Raw genomic sequence first — 15,691 nt, 5'->3', positions numbered from 1 at the left:
GGTCGATCAACAGATCTCTGTGTCTCCACGCACACATGATGTGACGGCCGACACTCCACAGATGAGGCCATTCCCCACGTCTACGGAACTCACGACCGTTCAACACAGTAGATCTGCAGCAAAAGAGGACACGTCTTCAACTGATTCAGTGGTCGTTGGGCGTGTTACGTATCGAGGGTCTGTTCCCCCACCGATACAAATGGAAGTAGCTCGAGACAGCGACATATGCGGTCAAGTCGTGACCGTGACACCACTCACGATTGATCCGACGACCCATGGCCTCCGTGACGCGATCGTCCATGTGAGTTCAAGGATAGAACAGGTGGATGACGGCCCTGCTCACAGTTCGACTGTGCAAAATAAGCGCTGCGTGTTCTATCCGCACGTGGCGGCATTACGAAGTGGTGCGCCGGCGGAAATTACGAACGATGATCCGGTCCTGCACAATACAAACATCACGCTCGACAGCCGAACGGTGTTGAATGTTGCGTTGGTGGCCGGAGGAAGCCCTATACGGAAACCACTGAAGAGAGAAGGCCTGCATCTTGTCACGTGCAATGTCCACAAGTTCATGCGGGCTTATCGATATGTCTTCAACCATCCATTGTTTGACCAGACCAATGAGACGGGACAATTTCGAATAATGGGGTTGCCCCCGGGACAACATACGATCTCTGTCTGGCACGAGACCGTAGGAATTCTGAACAAAGAGATTCAGGTTCCAGTTCGTGGAACAGTCACTGTGGAGTTTGAGTTTAAGTAACGTCACTCCCTATTCAAACAGCTTCCCAGCGCCGTTCTCACATCGTTCACGCTCCCTGCATCCCGACTACACACACAACAGCCGGTCACCCAGGGTAGCCTTACGGGAAGTCTTTCCCCAGCATCGCTTCAGCATCCTCTGGAGCACTGGATTTCTGGTCGTAGGCCGAATGGTGTACGTGAGAAATCGTCAGTACTCCTGGCGCAAACAGTCAGGTAGCGTGCCGGCGAATCCTGTCTTCGAGCCATCGACAGGCCGGCTCTATGCTCTCCCCAGGTGGAGCAAGCAGGTTCGCCGCCTTATCCAACCGCTGTTGATCGGCACGTCGCGCAATTGCACCAGGCTGAAAGAAGCAGGTCAGCACTCCAACCTGACCGCTGACGGTTTTCACCTGCTGGACTCCTGCATGAAGTGCCATCGCATCGCCGATGTGAATGGCCTCCTGAATCCTTTTAGGCAACTGCCTGGAATCCGAGAGGTAGAGCGGAAACGCCTTCTGTACGATGTGTGGATGGTCTGCTTGCTCCATAGCCGGCAGATTCTCCCAAGCCGACTCATCGATGACGGGAATTATCCGGCAGACGTTCGGTCGGCTGCACCACCAGCCACCGGTGCAGGACGGAGGACAAGCCTTCCTTGGTAAATGGTTTCGAAAGATAGTCGTCCATGCCAGCTGCCAGGCAATTCTCCCGGTCGCCTTCCATGGCATGGGCCGTCAAGGCAATGATGGGGACATGATGTCCGCCAGCAATGGAGGCTTCGTGATGGCGGATCGCGGCCGTCGCGGCAAATCCATCCAGCTCAGGCATCTGACAATCCATCAAGACAAGATCATAGGACTGCTGTGCCATAGCCTCAACGGCTTGACGCCCGTTCTCCGTTAGATCGACGCAGCAGCCCAAGGATTCCAACATCGCCATCGCTACTTCTCGGTTGACCAGGTTGTCTTCGGCGAGCAAGATCCGCCCACGGAATGGTGTGGAAGAGGATGGCGCGGATGCATGGTGTGGAGCGGTCTCTGACATGGCATATCGTTGGTGCAACAAACACTCTAGCAGCAGGGACTGCCGAGCCGGTTTTCGAAGCCACGCGAAAAATATCGGGGCGTCTGTCACGCCAGCAGCGCCCTGTGGCTCAATGGAACTGAGCGCCAGCAGGGGGATCGTCCGGAGATCCGGGTCAGCTTTCAGGGCTCGGGCGAGCATGATGCCATCCATGTCCGGCATCTGGATATCAAGGATGGCCAGGTCGATGGGCGTACCGTCTCGCACGGTCTGTTTCAGGCGATCCATGGCAGCTTTGGCACTGTCGACACTGATAGGATCGGCTCCCCAGATGTGCAGCTGGGCTTCCAAAATAAACCGATTGATGGCGTTGTCATCCACGATGAGAACTCGCGTACCCGCGAGTGATCCTATAGCCGTGGTGTCCTGTGACTGATGTTGGGGATCGTATCCCAGTTGCACCGTGAACCAGAACGTGGAGCCTTGGCCAAGGACGCTGTTGAGCCCGACCTCACCGCCCATCAAGGACACCAGTTGTCGAACAATGGCCAAACCGAGTCCTGTACCGCCGAACCGTCGGGTGGTTGAGCTATCTGCTTGAGAAAACGCTGTAAACAAGCGCTTCTGTGCCTCCTCAGCGATCCCGATGCCGGTGTCCCGCACCTCGCACTTCACCATCACCCGGTCGCCCTCCTGCTCGAGACAGGACACCTGTACAGAGACGTCCCCTCGCTCGGTAAATTTCACGGCATTGCCGAGGAGATTCACCAGCACTTGTTTAAATCGCGTTGGATCACCGATGACGGCATCGGGTATCTCCTCCGGCACGAAGCTGGTCAGCTCCAATTCCTTTTTGCCAACGGGGTCGGCAAAGAGCTCCACAGCATCTTCAACGGTTTTCCGGAGACTGAACTCGACCTGCTCCAAATTAAGCTTGCCGGCTTCGATTTTTGAAAAATCCAGAATGTCATTGATGATGTCGAGCAAGGCCGTACTGGACCGACGGATCGTGTCAGCCATGTACCGTTGCCGTTCAGTGAGCTGTGTGGCAAGCAGGAGTTCGGTCATACCCATCACGCCGTTCATCGGAGTTCGAATTTCATGACTCATGTTCGCCAGAAACTCTGACTTGGATCGGTTGGCGGCCTGTGCATCGTTTCTGGCGATGGTGAGTTCCTCAACCGTCGTGGAAAGATCAGCGGTACGACTTGCCACGATCTGCGCTTGCGCAGTGACGAGGTGAGTCGTGCGGTTGATGAGACTGAGCAGATGTTCGAGTTCCCCGCCGGAATCGTGAGCAGAGCTGGGATCAGACGGCGGCAACGCGGCAGGGTCGGTGGTAGAAGATGAATCGGTTTGACTCAGAACATGCAATGTCGCCTGAAGTTCACCGGCGGTATCCTGGAAAACCGAAGACATTTTCCGGATGCTGAGCTGAATACTGATCACTCCGGCTCCGATCAGAAACACTGTGACAAAAACCGCCTGGTAAAGCTCGTGGGCGACCTCCTGGTTCAGGCGAGCGAGTGAGAACTCGATTCGCACCCAAGCGGAAATTTCAGAGCCATTGCGCAAGGGATCGATGGCAACGAGCATGGGAGTCCCATCTGGTGCTGTTGTCTGAGTGGCGACTTCCCTGCGGGTGAGCTGCGCCTGGTCTAGATACGGGTCGTGAAGGGTGCGGCCGATACGTGTGGCATCGGTTGAAGAAATGATCATGAAATCAGGATCAAGTATGTCGATGTGGAGAATATTCGGGTCCTCACGATACGTGCCGAGTGCTTCTTGGATCCGATACAGATTGTCGACGACGGCGGCCGATCCGATGATCGTAAACGTACGGCTGATGGCCAAAGCACGGGCGTGTGTGGAATCCTTAAGAGTCTGCTCGATCTCCGCGATCCGGATGCCGGCTGCGATGGCCATAATGGTTCCGAGAAGGAGTGAGAGCCCAACGGTGATGCGGAAGCGGAGGTTGTGCTTCCATGCGAGATGGCTGCGAGAAAGAAGTGTCTTGTACAACCCCTGATCGTTCTTCATGAATGCCAATCAATGAGACAGGTCGTGAAAGAATTGTCGTACGTCTTGCCCGGCCTCACTGACATGCAGGGTATGGCAGAATCGATACTGCGCCCATCGTTACCCCGTGCATGTTGCATCGGCCGGCTTGATTATGAACTAAGCCAGCCCTGAGCCATTTGCATGACATGGGAGGGCTCAATGTCGCTGTCGACTCGGTCACTCTGTCATGGTCATGTACGGCATAGGGAACCCTTAGGCATCAAAGTACAGGCGCCCTCGTTATATATCGGTATGGTGAAGTACCAGCTTAAGTCGTGGTTGAACATAAATTCGTCGATTAGGGTGACTCTGGACAGAGATCGAGAGGGCGGAGTGGTGGGCTAGTTATAGCTGGTGACCCGTATGGCGCTCCACTCGCAGACATATTGCCAGATTCATTTCAGGGGCAATCGCTCCGCACTGCTTTTCCCTGCCTTCAGCAAGTGACTCACCTGCGTCAACAGACGCATCACTTTAGCTCCCATTGTCATAGGTGTACTCCCCCGTACCCTGCGCCCTCGTGCCTGCCACTCCTGCCACAGGTTCACAGACATCATCGCTCCGGCCTGTTGCAGATTGATGATTGTCAGATACCTAACGGTAGTTCCACCAGTATCACCCTGTGGAGGCTGCTACACGATATGCTCGACACTCTTGCAAGCGTTGTGCAATCCAAGAAGATGACTCTATTGTAAGGTGAGAGAGTCTGGTAGCCGTATCAAGGCTGGTTTGCTTGTGGAACTCCTGAGACACCAACCGGTGACGAAGAGTGTTGCCCGAGTCTCAGCGAGAGCCCCTCTTGCACTCGATGTACGACGGCTAGGCCAAGCGATTTTACGTGATAAGTTGTGACCAACTTACGAAAGCAGCTGCGAGAGGTTCAGATCGAATGCCACCACCGGCATGGAGATCTGCCAACGTTCGAGGACTTCCGGATGGACTTCGCCGATGACGCCGACCGGCTTGCCCGAAACGAGAATGCGGCCGGCACGCCCTTCCAGAAAAGATGGATGCTGCACTGGCTCAAGGCTATAGTCCTTGCCGAGGTAGTAACACAGCACGTCCAGACAGGAATGGATTTCTGAGAAATGGGTGGTGGCGTGCGCGATCAAGGCGCCGATCATGGTTTCCGTTCGAGACCCCAACTCGTGGGTCCCGTCGGGAATCGCCACATCACCGGCCTCGAAGAGGCGATGGGGGTAGAACGCCCGACTCGAGGCGGCTTCGATACGCAGCAGTGAGGGCAGCATCCATTGTCGGAGGCAGGAGAAGCTGAGCGACATGACGTTATCGACCTCGACCGTCCTCCCCCATTCCGTTCCTTCCAGACGCATAGCACGGCAATACTGATCCGGCGAGCCGAGAATGTTCGAAATGATTTCCTGAAAGCCGAGTCCCACCATCAATTCTCGAGATCGATCAGACAGCTGCTCAATGGCGGATAATCCTCCCACTGTAAATTGCGCCGGCATGACAGGGGTAAACTCGGCATACCCATGACTCATGGCGACGTCTTCAACCACATCCATCGTATGCATAAGATCATGGCGGTACGGCGGGAGCTTTGCCTTCACTGATCCATTTTCTGTCGACACCTCATACCCATAGGCCTCAAGAGCCTGCTTCACCATTGCCTCGCCGAGCTCCTGGCCCAATGCCTGTTCAATTGCTTTCATCCGAATGGTCGCTGGCTTCCCAAAATCTTGAGGCGTTTTGACCCGTGTGCCCAACACCGTGCTCGTTGGATACCGTACTTCCACCGGCTCGATGGTTGCGCCACGGTCGGCCAAATTCGCCGCGAAGATGTTCAACGACAGAATCACCATGCGCAGGTCTGTTCCGGTCACTTCAACGAAGAGCTCATCATCACCCACCCGTACCTCTCCGATTTCCCGGCTATTGATAATCGGGGGAAAGGACAACGGTTGAGCCTTCGCATCTCGAAGGATGGGGAGCAAACTTTGGACGGCCAAAATAGGTCCATACTCCAGCCCCTTGGGATGAACCATGAGAATTTCCGATAGGGTCATCGCCGTTTCCATACCCAGCGGGGTAAACCGCACTTCGTCCGGTTTCACCAGCTCATAGGTCACGGGAAAGGTAATCTTGCGCAGTTGGTAGATTCCGATGGAGACGGTCTTGCGCTTCCGCCCAAAGATGTCGGCGATCTTTTCCTGAGTTTGAATCAGCTGAGCCAACCCCTTCTCAGTCACCCGATATCCCTTGGCCGTACAAGCTGCCACATAGGGGCGCACCTGCTCCATGCCAGGCTTCACGATCAGATGATGCGGCGATGTCGGTGTGTCAGCGAAGAAGGCATACGGCTTCAACCGGCCTTGCTGCTTGATACGAATTTGTCGGGCAATCCCCTCGCAACACCAGAGATCCGGCCGATTACTGTCTTGCAATTCGATACGCAACTCTCCGGTTTCCGGATTGTGCCCCTTCAGCTCGCCTTTCACGAGCATCAGCCACTCTTCCAACTGCGCCATCGGAATGCCACGGTCGATACCGTCCTCACCCGTCAGAAGCGACTCTAAATCGTCCTTGAAAATCGTGATGGTAGGCATATGTGGAGTTAGAACAATCCTCTGGTCGTGCGGATCAATTCCAGATTGTCGGTGAAGAGTTCGCGGATGTCATGGATGCCCAACGCCACCATCGCCATACGATCAAGCCCCAACCCCCAGGCAATGACCGGCACCGTCACGCCAAGCGGCAGCGTCACTTCGGAACGAAAGAGACCCGCGCCGCCGAGCTCCATCCATCCCAGGCGTGGATGCCGCACATGCATCTCGACCGACGGTTCGGTAAACGGAAAATAGGCTGGCAAGAACTTCACTTCCTTCGCCTGCGCCACTTCCCGGGCAAACAAATTCAAGAGCCCCAACAGCATCCGAAAGTTGATGTCTTCTCCGAGCACGATCCCCTCCACCTGGAAGAAATCCGTGGCGTGGGTGGCGTCGACTTGGTCATAGCGAAAACACCGGGCAATCGAGAAATACTTCCCGGGGATCTGTGGCGAAGCGGCAAGCCTTCGAGCTGACACCGCCGTGCCCTGGCTCCGCAACACCAACCGTTTAGCCCGATGCACATCAAACGAATAGCCCCAGCCTGTGGAACCAGTCTCTGCGCCATTCTCATGCACCTTGGCCACACGCGACAAGAACGGCTCGTCCACGGCAGTGGCATGGCTGGGCTCCTTAACGAAATAGACGTCGTGAATATCCCGAGCTGGATGGAATTGCGGCATGAACAGGGCATCCATATCCCAGAACTCGGTTTCGACCAGCGCCCCCCGCATTTCCTGGAACCCCATGCTCACAAGTTTGGTTTTGACCGTATCGAGAAATTCGCGATAGGGATGTTTCTTTCCTGTTCCAATACGAGGCGGGCGCAGACTGATGGTGTACTTTCTCAAGCGCGTCTGACGCCAACTCCCATCCTTCAACAAGTCGGGAGTCAACTGTGAGACTTCCTCCGTCACTCCTTGCGTCAGGAGCTGTGAGGCCGCGCTCACGCCGTCCTGGGACAGGACAAACGACCGAGCCACTCGCTCATCGACACGGAAGGGTTCCTTGGCGTTCCCACGTTTCACCGCATAATCTTCGATGACCTGTCGATGGGCTCCCGTGAAGCCGTCCAGTTCCTTCGACGATTCATGCAACTGTCCAAGGAGGGCTCTGAGCGCATCGGCCGTCGGGCTTGGTCGCCCGGTTGTTTCAATACAGCCCCCTTGGATGATCAAGAGCACGCCTTCTTTTTTGAGTCGACCCACCGCCTTGCTGACGTCGGACGGATCCAGTCCGTCTTGGGATTGCAAATCGGGAATGGTCAAGCGTTTTCCCGTGCCGGTCGCGTCACGAGCGGCCGCCAACACCCGCTCGATGGGTGAGGTCGTCTGGTAGTACTCTTCACCGACCTTCGTCAGTGACACAATGGGTGTCACGGTCTCCGTCTGCACAGCAATGAGCGACTTGGCTAATAACCACTCGACCGCCATGCTGAGTTGAGACGTCTCCAACTCAGCTGCGTCGGCCAACTGTTCGCTGCCCAGAGCAGTTCCAGACGGGCGCGTGGCCAGGGCCAGGAGCACTTTGATTTCCAGGGGGTGCAGACTGTCGATGAGTGCGGAGGTATCCACCCGAAATAACCTATCGATGACCCGCGGCGCGACGCGCCGGTGAGACGACTGTTTCTCCGGCTGCTCGCAGAGCCGCGATCGTGGCCGTGTAGTCGCGTTGAGAGAAAATGGCGGACCCGGCCACCAGGACCGTGGCACCGGCAGCCACCACTTCTCGAGCATTCTCCGCCTTGATGCCGCCGTCGACTTCAAGTAGCGCATGGCTGTTGATCTGATCCAGCATGGTTCGCGCTTGGGCAATTTTCTTGAGCACCGAGGGGATAAACTTCTGCCCACCGAAGCCTGGATTGACTGACATAATTAAGACGAGATCGACCTCGCCCAAGATCTCTTCGAGCAGTGACATCGGCGTGGCAGGATTCAGCGTCACACCGGCTTTGACCTTGCGTTCCTTGATCAGCTGAATCGTCCGGTGAAGATGCGGACAGGCTTCGACATGAACGGTGAGATAATCCGCGCCGGCATCCACAAATTCAGGGATAAAGGCATCAGCGTTGGTGATCATCAAATGCACATCAAGCGGCAACTTGGTGACTTTCTTCAGGCTTGCCACAATAGGTGGCCCCACCGTCAGATTCGGTACGAAGTGGCCGTCCATCACATCCACGTGAAGGAAATCGGCGCCCGCGCGCTCCACGGCGGCGACCTCGTCAGCCAACCGTGCGAAATCTGCAGACAGAATCGAGGGCGCGATGTACAACGGTTTCCCCATTACCCCTTTTTCCTTAACCGAGCGGCGTAAAATCCGTCCATTCCACAATCATTACCCATGGTGGAGAGCGCCCCGCTCACGGTCACAAAGGGGAGCGCCGTAGAAGGAAGCCACGGGGCCACGGATTCATGCGTCCAGTCGTGATGGCCCTTGCAAAAGCTGCTCACAACCTCTTCAGTTTCTTCGGTTTCTGCTGAACATGTACTATAGACCAGCACCCCACCGGGTCGCAAGCACGGAGCCACTGAGGCAAGGATTTCAGCTTGAAGTGCCTGATGCCTGGCGAACGTCGAACTGTCCTTCCGCCATTTCGCTTCAGGGTGTCGGCGCAACACACCCAACCCACTACACGGGGCATCCACAAGTATCCGATCGAATAGCGGCGGGTCCTTGTGGAGGTTCGGCTCACGGGTGATCACCCTGGCCCATTCGGATGGTGTTCTCACATCGCCGACGATCGGCACGACGCTCTGCGCGCCCAACCGTCCACAATTTTGTCGAAGGAGGTCCATGCGGAGAGTCTTCCGATCAACCGCATAAATCGTTCCACGATTACCCATGAGTTCGGCCAGGTGCGTTGCCTTGCCGCCTGGAGCGGCGCAGGCGTCCAGCACGGTTTCGCCAGGTTGCGGATCAAGGATCCGAGGAATGAGTTGAGCCGCTTCATCTTCCACATAGAAATCGCCAGACTGAAACCCTGGCAACGCCGTGACAGTCTGGCCTTTTTCCAACACCACCCCGACAGGACTAACGGCGGTCGGATGTGCCGCAATACCTGCATGCCTCAACTTCTCCAAAAACTCTTCCCTGGTGAGTCGATTGGCATTCACTCGCAGAGTGACATCTGGGGCCGTACTGCTTGCTCGACAAGCCAATTCTGCTTCTTCAAGTCCCATTCGGCCGAGCCACCGCTCTGTCAGCCATATTGGGATTCCATACCGAATAGACAACGATTGAGCCGGATAACTTACTGGGTCTGGGAAAGGTGGCGCCGGCACACGAACAAGATTGCGCAGGACTCCGTTCACCAACCCACTCCAATCGCGGCCTACTTGTTTCGCGTAGGACTTCGTCAAGAGGACGGTTTCGTTCACCGCTGCGGAAGCAGGGATACGATCGAGAAACAGGAGCTGGTAGGCGCCAAGCCGCAGCAATATTTGAACGACTATTGGCAATCTGTGGAGAGGTTTGGCGAGAACCGCATCAAGCCTCCAATCAATTGTCTCCTGTCGCCGTAAGGTCCCATACACCAGTTCCATTACCAGCGAGCGGTCACGGGGCTGTGGAATTGATGTGGCTCGTTGTTCGATCAGCTCATCGAGTGTGTCATCAGTTCGTTGACAGGACAGGAGGATAGAGAGCGCAATAGATCGTGGAGAGAGCCCCCGCACATCAGTACCCACCGGTCTTTCGTCACTCATAGTTGGAACAAGGAGATGGCGGCTGTTGTGAAGAGAAGAGTTACGCAGCCGGTGAACCCAATTGCATACCGGCCGTGACTCGGTGCCCAGCCAGGAATTGGACTACCGACATGCGTTTCGAATTGGCCGTTTGGATTTCATGAATCTCAAGAATGCCCTCGCCTGTCGCCACCAAAATCGCCTGCTTATTCACCGTGACGATCGTTCCCGGTCTCTCGGTCGTCGCACCCATAATCGAGACTGCTTTCCATATGTTCCAACGCTCCTCACCGAAAAACGTATAGGCCCCAGGCCAGGGAGAAAGCCCTCGTGCCCGATTGGCAAGCGACGTGGCGTTCATTGTCCAATCGATCAGGCCATCTTCTTTTTTCAAGAGCGGCGCCATGGTCGCCTGTCCATCATCTTGCCTCTTCGACACCAACGTCCCCGCCTTCAGCTGAGCGATCGTTTTGATGAGTAGCTGCCCGCCTAGCTCTGCCATACGAGGCGCCAATGTCCCGGCCGTATCATCAAGCGAGATATCCAACTCCTCTTGGAGCAGCATGGGACCGGTATCCATTCCTTCATCCATGAGCATCGTGGTAATACCCGTTTTGGTCTCACCATTGATGACGACCCACTGGACCGGCGCCGCGCCTCGATATTTCGGCAGCAGAGACCCGTGGACATTCACGCAGCCCATCGGTGGGAGCCGAAGAATCGGCGTGTGCAGAATCCGTCCAAAGGCTGTGACCGCGATGAGATCTGGCTGCCAGGCAGAAAGGGCCTGCAAAAACTCAGGTGTACGAATTTTGAGCGGCTGTAGAATAGGAATACCAGCACGCTCCGCAACCAGTTTCACGGGCGGCGCGACGAGCTGATGACCTCTTCCCTTCGGTCGATCCGGCTGCGTGACGACTCCGACCACTTGATCCTCTGATCCAAGGAGCGCCTCAAGCGATGGCACGGCGAATTCGGGTGTGCCCATAAAGACAATCCGCATGCTATCGCTTTAACATCGTGATTCCGAGAATGCAATCAGGCGACACCTCAACTTGACTTGTCATTCAATGCTTTGTTAGTCTTCGTTCGCGGGGTGGAGCAGCCTGGTAGCTCGTTGGGCTCATAACCCAAAGGTCAGAGGTTCAAATCCTCTCCCCGCAACCAAATCCCATCCCCTCTTTCTTTTATCCTGATTCAACAACAGCGGCTGAAGCAAAGCCAAAGAATGCGACCGTTCGAAACTGATCGGAAGGCATGGGTACGTCCTTTCTCCGTGACGCTTCTCCTGAGGGGAAATATTGAGGCCGCGCGAACCGGGGAGAAAGCCGATTCATCGGGAGCGACCCTAGCGGCCTCGGCGAGGGCTATAGCGTAGAATATAGAGTGTGCAAAAGGGGGTGAAAAGTCGGGGGAATTAGCAAACATAGTACTCGCAACGTGAGGAGGGAGATCACACCGGCTCGAATTCTTGCTCCAACTCCTCCAAGTCAGTCCTAAAGTCAAAAACGACCTGAATTGGTTCTCCATGATTTTTGTTCTCGTTATAGTAGTCGCAGTCTGTCTTCAATTGTTTACAGTCTCCAACTATTTGCTGTCGCCGCTGCTGGAAAGCGACCTGCATATGTTCACGTGAAGCTGAACGGATATCCGCCCAAAGAGCGATTTGCTCACCTCCGCGCTCAATTCTTGCTACATGCTTTGCGCGGATAGCACGCCCATTCGTATCCGTAAAATGCTCCTCACGCATGGCGCGAGCAAGTTGATCCGCACATTGGTTTATTAAGGCAAATGGTTGTGGTTCCCATTCGCCCTTGCGGATGGCCCACGCCGCTATCTGGCGTGTTGTTGCTGGCCACGGTTGCCCGTCATCCAAATACGACCGAACAATACGCTGTAATTGTTCCATGTACGTTGCCATTTTGAGACCCCTCCTAGAGTACTGCGGGGGCGATGTATCCCCAGCCATCCGTTAAAGCAGAGGGCATAATCACATGCCTTACTTTCTCTAATAGTCTACGATGTTGAGAGTAGGGGAGTTGGCCTCGATACTGTAATTGGCCCACGACGATTCCTGGATGAACCTTAATTCTATTCGCAAATCGCACTATTTTTGTGCGCGAGAACAACGGGGCCGTGCGTCCAATAAAGTCTTCAATCTCGCTCTTTGGAATCAAGAACTCGCTGGCAAACACATTTGCCTTATGCTCACTCGGCTGGTTCTGCTGCATACCTGTGGGGGAATCTTTTACCAGATCGATGTCCAGCACGGTGCTCCTCACCCCATCGCCTGAGGCTACATGATTCAATTCGTGAAGCAGCGTAAACCAGAAAGCATCTACTCTGTCATATCTCAACGAGAGGGCGACGATAGGCGAAGCTTTATCGAGCCACAGGCAAGCACCATCAATTCGAGTCTGCGGTAAGGCTTCGACAACAACTAATCGAACACCCATATCAGCCAATACACGCGGGACTTTCCTGATTTCGGCAATCGAATGAAGCATACTTCGCAACGACCCAAATCCTTCATCAAGTGAGCGCTTCGAAAGAGGCTTGGTTATTACCGCCTTCCCAAGACTTCGAGCACGGGATAGCCATGCTCGTTGGGAGGGTGTTACCTCATGATACGGAGTTGATTTTCTCGCAGCGTGCGCAAGCTCTAGCTCTGACTCATCCAATGATTTAATTTTGAAAAACTTCAACACTTGCGATTCAAGAACGTCGATATTTTCTGATCCTTCAACCCAATTGCGCTTCACCATCTCCTTAATGGGGGCAAATCTATAGAGATTTGCTCGTCGTGAAATCGATTCATCCGCGTCTTTGGTTTTCCAAAGCTGGTAGGCGCTTTCTAAATTAAGCCAGTACTGTGCGCTTGTACCAAAGGCGCGCGCCAGAGCCTTGGCTGTTTCAGGCGTAACGGCGCGTCTTGCCATGACGAGTTCGTTCACAAGGGCAGGGGTCTTCCCTAGGATTTCGGCGAACTCGATCTGCGACCAGCCACGGGACTCTAATTCTTCCTTGAGGAACTCTCCTGGAGGAAATACTTCTGCGAATGTTTTTTCCATCATGGTGCTTGCCCTCACCACTTAGTGATAATCTTCGATAGAAACAATTGCGATGACTTTAGCAGCTCCTTTGCCTTCAAGCTCAAATATGAGCCTCCACTGGTCATTCAGTCGTAGGGAATGCTGATGCGATCGATCGCCTTTTAACTTCTCACAATGCAAAGAGTGAAGTTGATACAAATCCCTTTCATCTTGGGCTGCTCGGATTTGCTGCATGCGCTGACGAAATTTCTTGACCACTTGAGGAGGGTATCCCCCATCGAATCGCGCGTCAGATTCGAGACGTTCAAGCACATCGTCCTTGAATCGCATTTCCATGACACGGTCGAAATATACTCTCCTTTTTGTAAATCGTCAATATCGAATTACTATTATACGATAATTGCACTATGAAAGTTTCAAGATACTGATTTATTTACATAGTACCCGTCTATCTTGAACTCTACCAAGGGATGGCTGACATGAAGAAGTAAACCCCCACCTCCGCTTGAGACTGAGGTTGCAACGCGGCAGTCCGGTAGTAAAGGACACGGTTGGCGGAATTACGCCTGGGACGTCCGGCTCCCCGATTCTATCTGACAAGGGGCGAGTGGTCGGGGTGGTCTCGATGTCTAGCAACTGGCCGCAGGCCCACTGCCAAGTGCCTTACTCCAATGGCTAACGCAGCAACACACGCGGCGGTCCAAGTAAGTGTCGCGGGCTATTTATTTTTGCTGCTTGCACTAAGATAATTAACCGTTTTTTACAAATCGCATCTGGTACCCACATGAGTGTTGAAGAACCATGGCCGCGCGAAGACATTACGATTAGCGTCGAGAGAATGATGCGCTTTTGCCAGCTTGCCGAAATGCTATTTAAATGCTCGGACAAAACAACCACGGTCTTGCCATTGCATCTTACTCGATTTGGCACCCTTCTCATTGAGATGGCAAGCTTTCTGCCTTCTCTGTTCGAAGAAAGATCCGACTCAATAAACTTGGTGCGCCTATGACAGGGTTTCGACCACCCATTCACCAAAGACTTACAAGAGCATGCGACACGACTTGATGCTTTCAAAGAAGACCTGAAACTTGTGCGACACAGACTCGGCTTCCACGGCAGCCTTACCCGTAGCCATGAGAAAGCTGGCCTGGGAATCTTTGATATGGAGAGTGGACGCGCACGGACATTCGCCCGCCTTACCAGGGACATGCAAGGGCTATTTCTGCGCATGATCGACTGGTACATGAAGAAGCTGGAATGCGATACATACCCATCCGAGACGATGTGGGGGGAGTTCACATCTGACATGAAGGATTCATTTCGTGGGTAAGGGTCGCCGCACGAATTCACGCCGTTAACGCAATCCTCACCGTGGGGTTAAATCGTGACCGAATCGCCTCCCCGCAACTAACCCTCTCTCTTTTCTTTCAACATCTTACAAACGATTCTCTCCCGGTTTCCTACACAGTGAAATTAGCCGACTGTGCTAACTCCGTCCGAAACTCGATCAAGAATCCCGATGCCAGCGCGTAAACTCTCCGGATGCTGATGTGTATATCGCATGACCATCGAAGCTGCTTTCTACCGTTCAAGTTTCTGCATGGTGTAGATATCGTCTGCCTGTCAGGTCTCACACTGTGATCACATGCATCTGGTCGCCACCGGCTGTGACCGATCGGTTAGCACCTGTGAGACTGTCACTCCCGCTGCTTGAATCTCTCCGGCACACCGTTTCCAGCCGCCACCTCCATTTCCTCCGTGACCTGCGCGGCGCCTCGCTTCCCAGGCGCTTCCCCTTTAGGATTCAGCTTTTTATTGTAACTAGACACATTTCACGTAGACTTCGACAGTCTCATTGTTCAAAGAGATGTTCACTGAAGGGGTTGTATGGCCAGCATCTTAGTAATGGATGATGAAGCCCCCATTCGTGCGTTGTTGTCGACGACTCTCCAATCGGCAGGATATGCTGTGGTCGAAGCAGCAAACGGACGAGAAGGCCTACAGTTATACCGTCAGCGACCAGCGGATTTGGTTATCGTGGATCTTCTGATGCCTGAATTGAATGGGTCCGATACGATCATCGAGCTCACCCGCGAATTCTTGGACATCAAGGTCATTGCCATCTCAGGAGTATTCAGTGAGGAACGCCTACAGAAGACGGCCAGACTGTTGGGCGCACGACAGACGTTGCGAAAACCCTTTGGAATTGAGGAACTGCTGAGCGTCGTCCGATATGAGTTGGCACACTGATTGACTCCGCTAGAATACTAGGTGAGATCCTTCGCAAGTCACACGGGTTGTTTCAGACTCCACGAGGCGGAAGCAAGGGCTCCTCTACATTGCTCGATATGCCTCCTCACCTTCACCGGCAGGGCTTGTTTGGCCTTCGCTCTACCAAAAAGCAGAGGGCTGGTCCGGATATCCGAACCAGCCCTCTGACTGCAAGCCCTACGCTAAGGTTTAGCGTCTGTTTAGTACCCGGCCTTAGCGTTAGGGTTCACCTGGCTGGGGAACGGATCCAGAATGGCCTTGGGTGCGTTGTTCCAGATCACAT

At 54.3% G+C, this 15,691-nt stretch carries 12 protein-coding genes and 1 tRNA gene; 3 read left to right on the top strand and 10 right to left on the bottom strand.

Features of this window, described 5'->3' with window-relative positions; genetic code table 11:
• The first annotated feature begins 238 nt into the window (after positions 1-238).
• The gene (locus E8D52_08415; GenBank protein TKB68991.1) at positions 239-763 is read left to right on the top strand and encodes a hypothetical protein; all 525 of its coding nucleotides are present in this window, start codon (positions 239-241) and stop codon (positions 761-763) included.
• A 211-nt stretch (positions 764-974) separates the two neighbouring features.
• Here E8D52_08415 and E8D52_08410 read toward each other — a convergent pair whose 3' ends face one another.
• From E8D52_08410 to E8D52_08380, 7 genes are all read right to left on the bottom strand, one after another.
• Complete coding sequence (locus E8D52_08410) at positions 975-1,292, bottom strand: hypothetical protein (protein TKB68990.1); 318 nt, start codon at positions 1,290-1,292, stop codon at positions 975-977.
• A gap of 25 nt (positions 1,293-1,317) precedes the next feature.
• On the bottom strand, positions 1,318-3,807 hold the full coding sequence (locus E8D52_08405) for a response regulator (GenBank protein ID TKB68989.1): 2,490 nt from the start codon (positions 3,805-3,807) through the stop codon (positions 1,318-1,320).
• A gap of 878 nt (positions 3,808-4,685) precedes the next feature.
• Complete coding sequence (gene pheT / locus E8D52_08400) at positions 4,686-6,398, bottom strand: phenylalanine--tRNA ligase subunit beta (GenBank protein TKB68988.1); 1,713 nt, start codon at positions 6,396-6,398, stop codon at positions 4,686-4,688.
• 8 nt (positions 6,399-6,406) lie between these two features.
• Positions 6,407-8,134 carry a phenylalanine--tRNA ligase subunit alpha gene (locus tag E8D52_08395; GenBank protein ID TKB68987.1) on the bottom strand — a complete coding sequence of 576 codons (1,728 nt, stop codon included), beginning with the start codon at positions 8,132-8,134 and terminating at the stop codon, positions 6,407-6,409.
• The gene (locus E8D52_08390; GenBank protein TKB68986.1) at positions 7,983-8,684 is read right to left on the bottom strand and encodes a ribulose-phosphate 3-epimerase; all 702 of its coding nucleotides are present in this window, start codon (positions 8,682-8,684) and stop codon (positions 7,983-7,985) included. The genes E8D52_08395 and E8D52_08390 overlap by 152 nt, the downstream gene beginning before the upstream one ends.
• Positions 8,684-10,105: a 16S rRNA (cytosine(967)-C(5))-methyltransferase RsmB gene (gene rsmB / locus E8D52_08385; GenBank protein TKB68985.1), complete on the bottom strand. Its 1,422-nt coding sequence runs from the start codon at positions 10,103-10,105 to the stop codon at positions 8,684-8,686. Before rsmB ends, E8D52_08390 begins: the two co-directional genes overlap by 1 nt.
• A gap of 40 nt (positions 10,106-10,145) precedes the next feature.
• Positions 10,146-11,087 (bottom strand): methionyl-tRNA formyltransferase, encoded by a 942-nt coding sequence (locus E8D52_08380; GenBank protein TKB68984.1) that lies wholly within the window; start codon positions 11,085-11,087, stop codon positions 10,146-10,148.
• Between the two features lie 87 nt (positions 11,088-11,174).
• On the opposite strand from E8D52_08380, the gene E8D52_08375 reads away from it, so the two are divergent.
• Positions 11,175-11,251, top strand: a tRNA-Met gene (locus tag E8D52_08375).
• Positions 11,252-11,537: 286 nt separating this feature from the next.
• Here the strand turns inward: E8D52_08375 and E8D52_08370 are convergent.
• From E8D52_08370 to E8D52_08360, 3 genes are read right to left on the bottom strand one after another with little or no spacing between them, the layout of a single operon-like run.
• On the bottom strand, positions 11,538-12,005 hold the full coding sequence (locus E8D52_08370; protein TKB68983.1) for a hypothetical protein: 468 nt from the start codon (positions 12,003-12,005) through the stop codon (positions 11,538-11,540).
• Positions 12,006-12,018: 13 nt separating this feature from the next.
• Positions 12,019-13,158, bottom strand: coding sequence for an addiction module antidote protein, HigA family (higA, locus tag E8D52_08365; protein ID TKB68982.1), 1,140 nt, complete (start codon positions 13,156-13,158; stop codon positions 12,019-12,021).
• 18 nt (positions 13,159-13,176) lie between these two features.
• The gene (locus E8D52_08360; protein ID TKB68981.1) at positions 13,177-13,473 is read right to left on the bottom strand and encodes a plasmid maintenance system killer protein; all 297 of its coding nucleotides are present in this window, start codon (positions 13,471-13,473) and stop codon (positions 13,177-13,179) included.
• Between the two features lie 1,551 nt (positions 13,474-15,024).
• Here E8D52_08360 and E8D52_08355 point away from each other — a divergent pair.
• A complete protein-coding gene (locus E8D52_08355) occupies positions 15,025-15,387 on the top strand; it encodes a response regulator (GenBank protein TKB68980.1) in 363 nt (120 codons plus the stop codon).
• Positions 15,388-15,691: the final 304 nt, after the last annotated feature.

The organism is Nitrospira sp., from assembly GCA_005116745.1.
Lineage (GTDB): Bacteria > Nitrospirota > Nitrospiria > Nitrospirales > Nitrospiraceae > Nitrospira_D.
This window is presented reverse-complemented; position numbering and strand designations above follow the sequence as displayed.